This window comes from Microbacterium testaceum, assembly GCF_001476655.1.
In the GTDB taxonomy this organism is placed as follows: domain Bacteria; phylum Actinomycetota; class Actinomycetes; order Actinomycetales; family Microbacteriaceae; genus Microbacterium; species Microbacterium testaceum_C.
Window position 1 is genome coordinate 1 of sequence record NZ_LDRT01000155.1, and the last position, 11587, is coordinate 11587.

13 protein-coding genes, 1 tRNA gene and 2 pseudogenes are annotated in these 11587 nt (G+C 71.3%); 5 read left to right on the plus strand and 11 right to left on the minus strand.

Annotated elements, in window-relative coordinates:
- The first annotated feature begins 183 nt into the window (after positions 1 to 183).
- The 3 genes and pseudogenes from NS220_RS16810 (at position 184) to NS220_RS20645 (ending at position 729) form a co-directional block, all read left to right on the plus strand.
- Positions 184 to 274, plus strand: a tRNA-Ser gene (locus NS220_RS16810).
- A gap of 91 nt (positions 275 to 365) precedes the next feature.
- A pseudogene (locus NS220_RS19855) lies at positions 366 to 521 on the plus strand (ISL3 family transposase); the annotation flags it as partial.
- A 34-nt stretch (positions 522 to 555) separates the two neighbouring features.
- Positions 556 to 729 carry a hypothetical protein gene (locus NS220_RS20645; RefSeq protein WP_193755404.1) on the plus strand — a complete coding sequence of 58 codons (174 nt, stop codon included), beginning with the start codon at positions 556 to 558 and terminating at the stop codon, positions 727 to 729.
- 12 nt (positions 730 to 741) lie between these two features.
- Here the strand turns inward: NS220_RS20645 and NS220_RS16815 are convergent, their stop codons facing one another.
- The 10 genes and pseudogenes from NS220_RS16815 to NS220_RS16850 all read right to left on the minus strand — a co-directional run bounded on the left by NS220_RS16815 (position 742) and on the right by NS220_RS16850 (position 8965).
- A complete protein-coding gene (locus NS220_RS16815) occupies positions 742 to 1881 on the minus strand; it encodes an acyl-CoA dehydrogenase family protein (protein WP_058625156.1) in 1140 nt (379 codons plus the stop codon).
- Positions 1882 to 1883: 2 nt separating this feature from the next.
- Positions 1884 to 2681 (minus strand): crotonase/enoyl-CoA hydratase family protein, encoded by a 798-nt coding sequence (locus tag NS220_RS16820; protein WP_058625157.1) that lies wholly within the window; start codon positions 2679 to 2681, stop codon positions 1884 to 1886.
- Position 2682: 1 nt separating this feature from the next.
- Positions 2683 to 3876 carry a thiolase family protein gene (locus NS220_RS16825; RefSeq protein ID WP_058625158.1) on the minus strand — a complete coding sequence of 398 codons (1194 nt, stop codon included), beginning with the start codon at positions 3874 to 3876 and terminating at the stop codon, positions 2683 to 2685.
- A 108-nt stretch (positions 3877 to 3984) separates the two neighbouring features.
- Positions 3985 to 4284: an AMP-binding enzyme gene (locus NS220_RS20650; RefSeq protein ID WP_058625159.1), complete on the minus strand. Its 300-nt coding sequence runs from the start codon at positions 4282 to 4284 to the stop codon at positions 3985 to 3987.
- Positions 4281 to 4409 carry an AMP-binding protein gene (locus NS220_RS20655; RefSeq protein ID WP_081323244.1) on the minus strand — a complete coding sequence of 43 codons (129 nt, stop codon included), beginning with the start codon at positions 4407 to 4409 and terminating at the stop codon, positions 4281 to 4283. The genes NS220_RS20650 and NS220_RS20655 overlap by 4 nt, the downstream gene beginning before the upstream one ends.
- Before the next feature lie 56 nt (positions 4410 to 4465).
- Positions 4466 to 4879: pseudogene (locus tag NS220_RS20770) on the minus strand (AMP-binding protein); the annotation flags it as partial.
- A complete protein-coding gene (locus tag NS220_RS16835; RefSeq protein WP_058625160.1) occupies positions 4797 to 5960 on the minus strand; it encodes a CaiB/BaiF CoA transferase family protein in 1164 nt (387 codons plus the stop codon). The pseudogene NS220_RS20770 and the gene NS220_RS16835, both read right to left, overlap by 83 nt.
- Positions 5957 to 7144 carry an acyl-CoA dehydrogenase family protein gene (locus NS220_RS16840; RefSeq protein WP_058625161.1) on the minus strand — a complete coding sequence of 396 codons (1188 nt, stop codon included), beginning with the start codon at positions 7142 to 7144 and terminating at the stop codon, positions 5957 to 5959. The genes NS220_RS16835 and NS220_RS16840 overlap by 4 nt, the downstream gene beginning before the upstream one ends.
- Entirely contained in the window at positions 7141 to 8133 is a 993-nt protein-coding gene (locus NS220_RS16845; protein WP_058625162.1) for an NAD(P)H-dependent flavin oxidoreductase, read from the minus strand. The genes NS220_RS16840 and NS220_RS16845 overlap by 4 nt, the downstream gene beginning before the upstream one ends.
- A 67-nt stretch (positions 8134 to 8200) precedes the next feature.
- Positions 8201 to 8965 carry an SDR family NAD(P)-dependent oxidoreductase gene (locus NS220_RS16850; RefSeq protein WP_058625163.1) on the minus strand — a complete coding sequence of 255 codons (765 nt, stop codon included), beginning with the start codon at positions 8963 to 8965 and terminating at the stop codon, positions 8201 to 8203.
- A gap of 113 nt (positions 8966 to 9078) precedes the next feature.
- Between NS220_RS16850 and NS220_RS16855 the strand changes: the two genes are divergently transcribed.
- Complete coding sequence (locus NS220_RS16855; RefSeq protein ID WP_058625164.1) at positions 9079 to 9894, plus strand: enoyl-CoA hydratase-related protein; 816 nt, start codon at positions 9079 to 9081, stop codon at positions 9892 to 9894.
- Positions 9891 to 10868: an NADPH:quinone oxidoreductase family protein gene (locus tag NS220_RS16860; protein ID WP_242864659.1), complete on the plus strand. Its 978-nt coding sequence runs from the start codon at positions 9891 to 9893 to the stop codon at positions 10866 to 10868. The genes NS220_RS16855 and NS220_RS16860 overlap by 4 nt, the downstream gene beginning before the upstream one ends.
- Before the next feature lie 16 nt (positions 10869 to 10884).
- Here NS220_RS16860 and NS220_RS16865 read toward each other — a convergent pair whose 3' ends face one another.
- Positions 10885 to 11496, minus strand: a complete 612-nt coding sequence (locus tag NS220_RS16865; RefSeq protein ID WP_058625165.1) for a TetR/AcrR family transcriptional regulator — start codon at positions 11494 to 11496, stop codon at positions 10885 to 10887.
- Positions 11497 to 11587 lie beyond the last annotated feature (91 nt).

Here is an 11587-nt window from a genome sequence, read left to right on the forward strand (position 1 = left end):
CGGAGAGGGTGATGCGGGGCGCGGGGCGCGGGGCGCGCCAAACTCCTGCGTTTCTGCACCGATCGGCTCCTGGGAAGGTCTCGGGGTGCTCGCGGGGGCGATTTCTCAGGAGTTTCGCCCGCGTCGGGGTCGGAGTGATGCCCGGATTCGCGGCATCCGGTCATCTGTCGTAAGCTGGTCGGCGGTGACGTGTCCGAGCGGCCGAAGGTGCAACTCTCGAAAAGTTGTGTAGGGTAACCCCCTACCGTGGGTTCAAATCCCACCGTCACCGCCACCACGAAGGCCCCGACTCCCGCGGAATCACGCGGAAGGCGGGGCCTTCGTCATGAGGTAGCGGGAGTCCGTGGCAACATTTCGGCGACCCTCCCTTCCACGTCGTCCAGCTCGCCGGCGACGCCCTGGGCCGGACAAGGCAGCGCGTCCAGCAGGAAACCCTCGGGCACCGCGGTCACTGCGGTGACCCGCTCTACCGCGTCCGCTGCATCCTCCCTACCGGCGCGAGTTTCCTCACGAGAAGCAGATCCTCGCCCACGCCCGCAGTCCGCCTATCAGCGGGTGCGCCGGATCGGGTTCGCCGAGCTCCCCCAGACGATCCCCGGCGAGATCCGCCGCGTGGAGCTTCGTGAGCGCGAGGCGGATCTCGCGGCGCGCGATCAGGTCGCCGAGCACGAGCAGCGCGAGGAGCACTTCCCCGACCTGCGCGAGACGATCGGGGGCGCGGGTGCCTGAGCGCCCCCGGACTCAGCCGACCAGCTGTCGCGAGATCACGAGCCGCTGGATCTGGTTCGTGCCCTCGAAGATCTGCATCACCTTCGCTTCGCGCATGTAGCGTTCGACCGGATAGTCGCGGGTGTACCCGGCGCCGCCGAGCACCTGCACGGCGTCGGTGGTCACCTTCATGGCGGCGTCGGTGGCTGCGAGCTTGGCCACCGACGCCTGGCGCGTGAACGGCGTACCCAGGTCACGGCGCCGCGCGGCATCGACATACAGGGCGCGGGCCCCGTCTGTGGCGGCAGCCATGTCGGCCAGCATGAACCCCACACCCTGGTGCTGGGCGATCGCCTTTCCGAACGCCTCACGCTCCTTGGCGTACGTGACGGCGACGTCGAGGGCGGATTGCGCGAGTCCCGTGGCGACGGCGGCGATACCCAGCCGGCCGGAGTCCAGCGCGCCGAGCGCGATCGACAGACCCTTGCCCTCCGCCCCGAGCAGTCGGTCCTCCTCCAAGAAGGCGCCGTCCCAGTAGGCGGATGCCGTCGGCACCGCGGACAGGCCCATCTTGTCCAGCGACGGGCTGAAGGTCAGCCCCTCCGTCTGCCCCGGGGCGATGAACGCCGAGACGCCCTTCGGCCCCTCGCCGGTACGAGCGAAGAGGATGTACACGTCGGCCTTGCCGCCGTGCGTGATCCACGACTTCTCGCCGGTGATCCGGTAGCCGCCCTCGACACGCTCGGCGCGGCACTGCAGTGCCGACACGTCGGAGCCGGCGTGCGGCTCCGACAGGCTGTACCCGCCGACGAGCCGCCCCTCGAGCATCGCGGGCAGGAACCGCTCGATCTGCGCGGGAGTGCCGTGCTTGAGCACCGCGAAGCTCGCCATCGTGTGCACGCTGACCGCCGTGGCGACACTCGACCAGTGCTGCGCGATCTGCTCGAGGATCTGCAGGTACGCCTCGTACGGCTGGCCGGCGCCTCCGACCTCCTCCGGGAACGGCAGAGACAGCAGCCCCGTCTCGCCGAGCTGGGCGAACAGCCCCTCGGGGTAGCGTTCCTCCCGCTCGTACTCGTTCACGATCGGATCCATCGTGCGCGAGGCGAACTCATCGACGATAGCGATGAACTCCTCCGCCTCGGCGTTGGGCAGCAGCCTGTCTGCGGGCATGCTCAGCGCCCCTTCCACTCGGGTGCTCGCTTCTCGGTGAAGGCGCGCGCGCCCTCCTGTGCGTCCTCCGACTCGAACAACGGCATGATCTCCGCGTCGTGCACCGCCCACACCTCGTCGCCCCAATCCGACCCGAAGTCGGCGGTGCGGTGGATGAAACGCTTCGACGCCTGCACGGCCAGAGGCGCATTGGCGGCGATCCGCTCGGCGAGGGCGAGCGCAGCATCCACCACCTGCCCGTCGTCGACGACCCGGTTCACCAGGCCCAGCTCGTACGCGCGCTCGGCGGTGAGCGGTTCGCCGGTGAGCACGGCCTCGAGAGCAAACTTCTGCGGGATCTGGCGCTGCAGACGGATGACGCCGCCCGCCGCGGCGACCAGGCCCCTGGTGACCTCGGGGAAGCCGAGTTTCACCGACCGCCCGGCGACGGCGAGATCGCTCGCGAGCACGAGCTCGGAGCCTCCGCCGAGGGCGAAGCCGTTGACCGCGGCGATGGTGGGGGTGGAGATCGCGTGACGGGCGTACCCGGCAAAGCCCCACTCGGGGTGCTCGGCGGGCAAGGCCGACTCGCCCCGGGCGAAGGCCTTCAGATCCATGCCGGCGCAGAACGCCCGCTCACCGGCGCCGGTGAGCACGACCGCGCGTACCCCCGTATCGGCGTCGACGCGCTCCAGGGCTTCGCCCAGCGCGACGGCGAGCTCCTGGTTGACGGTGTTCATCGCCTCGGGCCGGTTGAGGGTGATCAGCGCGACGTGTCCGCGCCGTTCGACCAGGACGGTACCCGTGCCGTTCTCGCTCATGTCAGATCCTCTCGATGATCGTGGCGTTGGCCATGCCGGCGCCCTCGCACATGGTCTGCAGGCCGTATCGGCCGCCGGTGGCCTCCAGGTGGTTGACCAGGGTGGTGAGCAGACGTGTGCCCGACGAGCCGAGGGCGTGGCCCAGCGCGATCGCGCCGCCGCGGGGGTTCAGGCGCGCGGGGTCGGCGCCGGTCTCGGCGAGCCACGCCAGCGGCACCGGCGCGAACGCCTCGTTGACCTCGAACGCGTCGATGTCGGCGATCGACAGGCCGGCGCGGTCGAGCACCTTCGCCGTCGCGGGGATCGGCCCCGTCAGCATGAACAGCGGGTCGTCGCCCACCACGGAGAAGGACACGAACCGGGCGCGCGGCGTCAGCCCGAGCGCGGCTGCCTTCTCGGCCGACATGATGAGCGCAGCGGACGCGCCATCCGTCAGCGGAGAAGAATTGCCCGGGGTGATCTTCCAGTCGATCTCGGGGAAGCGCTGCTCGTACTTCTCCTCGCGGAACGACACCGGCAGTCCGCCCAGCCCCTCGGCGGTCGTCGAGGCGCGCACGGTCTCGTCGACGGTGTGCGTGCGGCTGGTGCCCGTACCGTCCGTCACGGTGACCGGGATGATCTCGTTGTCGAACGCTCCGTCGGCGATCGCCTGCGCGGCGCGCTGGTGGGAGAGCGCGGAGAAGTCGTCGAGTTGGGCCCGGGAGAACCCCCACTTCGCCGAGATGAGCTCGGCCGAGATGCCCTGATGCACGAGACCTTCGGGGTACCGTGCCCGCAGCTTGCTGCCGGACGTGTCCTTGCCCATGGGGGCGGTGCCCATGGGGATGCGGCTCATCGACTCGACGCCGCACGCGATCACGACGTCCTGGAAGCCTGACATGACCGCCTGGGCGGCGAAGGTCGCCGCCTGCTGGCTCGATCCGCATTGGCGGTCGATGGTCGTCCCTGGCACGTGGTCGGGGAAGCCCGCGGCCAGCAGGGCGCTGCGACCGACGTTGACCGCCTGCTCGGAGGCCTGCTGCACGCACCCGGCGATGACGTCGTCGACGAGGGCTGGGTCGATCCCGGTGCGCGCGACGAGTGCTTCGAGTGTTGTCGCCAGCAGATCGACGGGGTGCGTGCCGGACAGGGCGCCACCGGACTTCCCCTTGCCGACGGCGGTACGGACGACATCGACGATGACGGCTTCCCTCATGGACGTTCTCCTTCTTCGCAGACGTCACGGCATGTTCGCGTGACGGGGTCTATCGCCAACTTATCGATCGCTAGATAAATTGTCTACCGGCCGTGTGCGTCGCGTCGATCACCTCCCGGCGGCGAGTTCCCTCAGCACGTTCTTGAACACTTTGCCGGTGGCGTTGCGCGGGAGTGCCTCGATCCGCGCGCGCGGCCGCTTGTAGGCGGCCAGCCGGCTGCTCGCATGGGCGAGAAGATCGTCGAGGGTGATCTCGCCCTCGCCGTCGGCGACCACGCAGGCCACGACCGTCTCGCCCCACTTCTCGTCCGCGCGGCCGACGACGGCGACCGCGCGCACGCGTGGGTGCGACGCGAGGGCGTTCTCCACCTCGACCGAGTAGACGTTCTCCCCGCCGGTGATGATCATGTCCTGGTTCGGTCGACCACGAAGACGAACCCCTCCTCGTCAGTCCGCACGAGGTCGCCCGAGTGGAACCAGTCGCCCGCGAACGCCTCGGCGGTCGCCTCCGGGTGATTCCGGTACCCGAGCATGGCGGCACCTGCACCATCGCCTGCCACATCGCCGGCACGAGGAAGAGCGATCCGATGCCTTCGCGTTCGACGAGGTCGATGAGTTCGGTCCGGTCGAATGCCTGCAGCGGGTGCAGCACGATGGTGGTGCCGATCTGGAACAGCGGGGTCGCCGCGGCGAACATCTCGTGATCGCCCGTCAACCTCCAGGCGCGCACGACGATGTCGGACTGCGCGCGGAGGTTTCGCCAGGTCAGGGTGGCACCCTTGGGCCTGCCGGTCGTGCCGGAGGTGTAGAAGATGAACGTCGGCTCGTTCTCGGGGGAGACCGTGCGCCGGGATGGACGACAGTGTCCATCTCTGTTCCCTTCTGCCGTGCAGCGGCGCCTCGTGTCGGTGAGATGGCCCCTATCCGCGCGCGCCCGCGGCCGTCGCGCGCCCGGCGCTTTCCCACGCGGAGACCGCGACGCCGAGGTCGATCGGCGGGGAATCGGGCGCGGCGGGCGGCGGGGCGTCGGTGTGGGACGAGAAGCGGGGTGCGGTGCCGGCCTGGGGCACGCCGCCGAGCGTGGTGACGCTGCCGCGCGCCCTCAGGTGCGGATCGTGCGCAGCCTCGGCGAAGGTCAACACCGGCGTCACGCACGCGTCGGTGCCGTCGAACACCGCCGTCCACTCGTCGCGTGTGCGGCGAGCCAGCGCCGCGCCGAAGATCTCCCGCAGCGCCGGCCACTGGGCGCGGTCGTCGCGGTCGGGGAGGCCCGCGGGGTCGAGTCCGAGACCGTGGACGAACTGCGCGTAGAAGGCCGGCTCGAGGCATCCGACCGCCAGGTATCGACCGTCGGCGCACGTGTAGGTGTCGTAGTACGGGCACGCGCCGTCGAGGAGGTTCGCGCCGCGCTCGTCCGACCAGGCATCCACTGCGCGCAGCGCCCACATCATCTGCAGCACCACGCTCGTGCCGTCGACCATGGCCGCGTCGACCACCTGCCCCGCTCCGGTGCGCTCCCGCTCGACAAGCGCGGCGAGCACGCCGGTGACGAGCATCATGGAGCCGCCGGCGATGTCGGCCACGAGGTTCAGCGGCGGCACCGGGGGCTGGCCGGGTCGCCCGATCGCGTGCAGGCCCCCGGTGAGCGAGAGGTAGTTGATGTCGTGGCCGGCGGTCGACGCGCGCGGGCCGGTCTGGCCCCACCCCGTCATGCGCGCATAGACGAGCCCGGGATTGCGAGACAGGCAGTCGTCGGGTCCGAGGCCGAGCCGTTCGGTGACCCCCGGTCGGTTGCCCTCCACGAGCACGTCGGCGTGCGCGATCAGCTCGAGCACGCGATCCCGATCGAGCGGATGCTTGAGGTCGGCCTGCACGCGGCGGCGCCCTCGCAGCAGCCAGTCGGGGCGGTCGCCGACGAGGTCGAGCGCTCCGGGGTTCGCCGGGCGGTCGACCCGCACGACGTCGGCACCGAGGTCGGCGAGGATCATGGCTCCGTGGGGGCCGGGACCGATGCCGGCCAGCTCGACGACGCGGATGCCCGCGAGCGGGCCGTGCGCGGCCGGGGCGCCTGCCTCCGCCGTCACCGGCGCGCCCGCTTGGCGATGTCGCGGCCGATGATCTCCTTCATGATCTCGGTCGTACCGCCGTAGATGGTCTGGATGCGCGAGTCGCGGAACGCCTTGGCGATCGGGTACTCCTCCATGAAGCCGTAGCCGCCGAACAGCTGCAGCGCGCGCGTGGTGACCCGCAGCTGCAGCTCGCTCGCCCACCACTTGGCCTTGGACGCCTCGACGGTGGTGAGGGTGTCGTCGTTGAGGCGCAGCACGCACCGCTCGATGAACGCGCGGGTCACGTCGAGCTCGGTCTCCAGCTCCGCCAGGGTGAAGCGCACGGTCTGGAGGTCGCCGATGGCGCCGCCGAACGCGTGACGCTCGAAAACGTAGTCCCTCGCCCAGCCGTAGGCGGCTTCGGCCGCGACGAGCGCGCTGACCGCGATCGACATGCGCTCTCGGGGAAGCCTCTCCATCAGGTACCCGAACCCCTTGCCGGGCTCGCCGAGCACGTTCGCCGCGGGCACCCGGACGTCGTCGAAGAAGAGCTCGGCGGTGTCCTGCCCGTGCAGGCCCACCTTGTCGAGCTTGCGCCCGCGCTCGAAGCCGGGCATGCCCCGTTCGACGACGAACAGCGAGTAGCCGTGAGAGCCGGCATCCGGATCGGTCCGCACCGCGACGATCACGAGATCGGCGTGGATGCCGTTGGTGATGAAGGTCTTCTGCCCGGTGAGGATCCAGTCGGCATCGGGTGCGTCGCCGTCGCGGACGGCCGAGGTGCGGATGCCCTGGACGTCGCTGCCCGCGCCCGGCTCGCTCATCGCGATCGCCGTGATCGTCTCGCCCGTCACCGCGCCGGGCAGCCAGCGCTGCTTCTGCTCGTCGGTGGCGAGATCGAGCAGGTAAGGGATGACGATGTCGTCCTGCACGCCGAACCCGGCGCCGAACGACGTGGTCGCGGCACGAGCGGACTCCTCCGCGAACACCATGCGGTAGCGGTAGTCGGGCTCGTCGGCGCCGCCGTACTCCTCGGGGACGGCCAGGCCCGTGAGGCCCGCCTCGCCCGCGGCGATCCACGCCTCGCGGGGAACGAGGTGGTCCTCCTCCCATTGCGCGTAATGCGGCACGACGGTCCGCGCGAGGAACTCCCGCACGACCTCGCGGAACGCCTCGTGGTCTTCGCTGTAAAACCCATCGGAGGGCGATGCGGCGCTCACGCGGCGAACCCCTCTCGTGCGACGACGAGGCCGGCGAGGCGGGAGGTGATGATCTCCTCCGCCTCGGCGACCATGCGCGAGACCAACTCGGCGCACGTCGGGATGTCGTGGATGAGCCCCTGAGAGGTACCCACCGTCCATACGCCCGCCTCGACGTCGCCGGTCTCGTAGACGGTGCGGCCGCGCGCGCCGGCGACCAGGTGCTGCACGTCGGGGAACTGCCCGCCGGCGTTCAGGATCTCCACCGCCTCCCGGCTGACGGCGTTCGAGGCCACCCGCGCGGTGTTGCGCAGCGGCCGGAACAGAAGCTCGGTGTCCAGCTCGGTGGCCTCGACGATGCGCTGCTTGACGGAATCGTGGATCGGAGCCTCCACCGTCGACATGAACCTCGTGCCCATGTTCACCCCGTCGGCGCCCAGGGCCAGCGCCGCGGCGAGGCCGCGACCGTCGGCGAAGCCGCCCGAGGCGATCATCGGGATCTCGATGCGGTCGGCGGCGGCGGGGACCAGCACCAGGCCGGCGATGTCGTCCTCGCCGGGGTGGCCGGCGCATTCGAACCCGTCGATCGAGATGCCGTCGACGCCGAGCTCTTGCGCCTTCACCGCGTGCCGCACGCTCGTGCACTTGTGGAGCACCTTGATGCCCGCGTCGTGGAAGTGCGGCAGGTGCGGGCCGGGGTTGGATCCCGCCGTCTCGACGATGCGGACCCCGGAGTCGATGATCACCTGACGGTACTCCTCGTAGGGCGGGGGCGTGATCGCCGGCAGGATCGTGAGGTTCACCCCGAACGGCTTGTCAGTGAGGTCGCGGGCGCGAGCGATCTCCTCGCGAAGCAGCGCGGGCGAGCCGGGGGTGAGGCCGGTGATGATGCCGAGACCGCCGGCGTTGGAGACGGCGGCTGCCAGCTCCGCGCGGCCGACGTACATCATGCCGCCTTGGACGATGGGGGCCTCGACCCCGAAGGCTTCGGTGAACTTCGTGCGCAGCATCCTGTGCTCCTGATCCGATGGTGCCGGTGTGAGTGTGTGATGGGTAGGTGCGGGGGAAGGGGGCGGCTCAGCGCGGCGCCATGCGGATCGCGCCGTCGACGCGGATCGTCTCGCCGTTGATCATCGGGTTCTCGACGATCTGCGCGACGGTCAGCCCGAACTCGCTCGGCTTGCCCAGACGAGACGGGTGCGGGACCTGCTTGCCGAGCGACTCGCGGGCCGCCTCGGGAAGCGAGGCCAGCAGCGGGGTGTCGAAGGTGCCGGGCGCGATGGTGACGACGCGGATCTGGGTCTCGGCGAGCTCGCGCGCGATCGGCAGGGTCATCCCGACGACCGCCGCCTTGGACGCGGTGTAGGCCGCCTGGCCGATCTGGCCGTCGAAGGCCGCGACCGACGCGGTGTTGACGATGACGCCGCGCTCGTCGGCGTCGACGAGGTCGAGCTGCTGGATGCGCTGGGCGGCGAGTCGGATGACGTTGAACGTGCCGACCAGGTTGATGTCGATCGTGCGCTGGAACTTCTCCAGCGGGTAGGGGCCGGAGCGGCCGACGACCTTGATCGCGTCGCCGAGGCCGGCGCAGTTGACCACGACCCGAAGGTCGCCGAGCTCTGCGGCGACGTCGAGGGCGGCCGAGACCTGCTCGCTGTCGCGGACGTCGGCCGGCGCGAAGCGCACGGTGCCCGGATGGGCCGCCTCGATCTCGGCGCCCTTGGACGAGGGCAGGTCGACGATGACGGCCTTGGCGCCGCGCGCGAGCAGCGCCTCGACGGTGGCCAGACCCAGGCCCGATGCGCCTCCGGTGACGAGGGCGACGTGTCCGCGGATGTCCATGGAGAGTCCTTTCTCTCGTCCGTCATCTGTGACAGACTTAGCGAGCGCTAGATAACCCTACTTCACCGTCCCTGTCAAGCGCCGCACGTCCCCGCTCGAGGAAGAGAGACCCCATGCCGCACCCCGACGTGCACGTCGCCCGAGACGGTGCCACTGCCGGCACCGCCGAAGGCTCTGTGCGCACCATCACGATCAACGCCGCCGACCGCCTCAACTCGCTCGACGACGCGATGCTGCGCGCCCTCGCCGAGGCCGTCGCCGAGGAGCCCGGGAGCGACCGCGTCATCGTCCTGCGCGGTGCCGGGCGCGGCTTCTGCGCCGGGGCCGATCTCGGCCGCGTGGAGGATCTGGCGGATGCCTCGGCGGCGGCCACCATCGATGCCGCCAACGACCTCGTCGGCGCCCTCACGCGCTCGCCGCTGCCGGTCGTGGCCGTCGTGCACGGGCCGTGCGCGGGCGTGGGGGTGTCGATCGCGCTGGCCGCCGACATCGTGATCGCCTCCACCGACGCCTTCTTCCAGCTCGCCTTCACGAAGGTGGGGCTCATGCCCGACGGGGGAGCCAGCGCGCTGGTGGCGGCCTCGGTCGGCCGCGCCCGCGCGGTGCGCATGGCGCTGTTGGCGGAACGTCTCGGGGCGCAGGAGGCCGCGGCATCCGGTCTCATCGCGCGCGCCGTCGCTCCCTCCGACCTCGCCGCGGAGGCCGACGCGATCATCGCCGCCCTGGCCGCGGGCGCCGGTGACGCCCTCGCGCGCACCAAGGCCGCCGTCAACGCCGCCACCCTCGGCGGCCTCGACGACGCTTTCGGGCGCGAGCGAGCCGGTCAGCTGGTGCTGCTCGGAGCCGCCGACTTCGCCGAAGGCGTCCGCGCGTTCGGAGACCGGCGTCCGCCGCGCTTCACCGATCCGGTGGGCGGTCGGCAGCCGTGACCACGCACATGCGGGCGCTCGTGCTGCGGGCGCTGGAGGGTCCCGCCGCGCTCGCCGCGACGACCGTGCCCGTGCCGGCCCCCGACGACCGCCTCGTGCACATCAACGTCGAGGCGGCGGGCGTGAGCTACCCCGATCTCCTCCTCACGCGCGGGCAGTACCAGCTCCGGCTGGAGCCGCCGTTCGTGCCCGGCTCGGAGGTGGCCGGCGTCGTGCGCTCCGCGCCCGACGGATCGGGGTTCGCCCTCGGAGACCGGGTGATGGCGCTGACGACGTCGGGCGGATGGGCCGAACGCGTCGCGGTCGCCCCCGAGCTGGTGGCGCAGGCGCCGGCATCCCTCGATCCCGTCCGCGTGGCGGCGATGGTGATGAACCACCAGACGGCGTGGTTCGCCCTCACCCGGCGGGCGCAGCTCGCGCCCGGCGAGACCGTGGTCGTGCTCGGTGCGGCCGGCGGCGTGGGCTCGGCGTGCGTGCAGGTGGCCTCCCGCCTCGGAGCGCGCGTGATCGCCGTCGTGCACCGCGAGGGGGCCGAGGACTACGTCGCCGGGCTCGGCGCCGACGAGGTGGTGGCGCTGCGGGACGGATGGATGCCGCGGGTGCGCGAGCTCACCGGGGGCCTCGGCGCCGACGTGGTCGCCGACCCCGTCGGCGGCGACGCGTTCGACGATGCCGTCCGCGTGCTCGCGCCGGGCGGGCGGCTCCTCGTGCTCGGCTTCGCGGGCGGCGGCATCCCCTCGATCAAGGTCAACCGGCTGCTGCTGCGCAACGCCGCGGTGGTCGGTGCCGGGTGGGGTGAGGCGCTGCGCCGCGACCCGTGCCTGTTCGCTCGGGGAGCCGAGGCGCTCGCGGGATTCGTCGCCGACGGGATGATGCCGCCGGTGACCGAGCGCCGAGCCCTCGCCGACGGCCGCGACGCGCTGGAGCTGCTGGAGCGCGGCGGCGTGCTCGGGAAGGTCGTGCTGGAGGTCTGAGCGGGTCCGAGCCGACTCAGCGGATGCGGTCGGGCGACGTGCCGACCATGCGCAGCACCATGCGGACGTAGCGGCGGGAGATCTCTTCGGGCGATGCCTTGCCGTCCGGGCGGTACCACCGGGGAATCGTCTGGATCATGCCGAGCATCGCGCGCCGGGTCTCGGAGATGTCGTCGATGACGAACACCCCTTCGGCGACCCCCGCACGCAGCACCTCCCGCACGTGGTCCTCGATGCGGTCGCGCACCGCGACGTACTGATCGCGTATGGCCGAGCTGAGGTAGCGCGCCTCCGCGGCGTCGATCGCGGCGCTGCGGGCATCGACGGTCATGGCGTACACCAGGCACTCCACCACGTTCGCCAGCCGCTCCACCGCGTCGGCTCCGGTCTCCGCGGCGATGTCGAGGAAGTCGGCGATCGGCACGAGCGAGGTGCTCAGCACGTCGCGAAGCAGGCCCTCCTTCGACTCGTGGTGGTAGTACAGCGACGGCACGGTGAGCCCCGCACGCTGGGCGATCTCGCGCACCGAGGCCCCGTGGTATCCCTTCTCGAGGAACACCTCGAGGGCGGCCGTCAGGATCGGGCCGTACTCGGGGGCGCGGATGTCGCGCCACGGGGCTTCGCTCATCGGCCCAGGCTATAGCGAGCGCTCGTGCGAGCGCGCTTTGCCGCGCCTCCTCTCCCGGATGACACACGGGCGAGGAGGCGCGGCAAAGCGC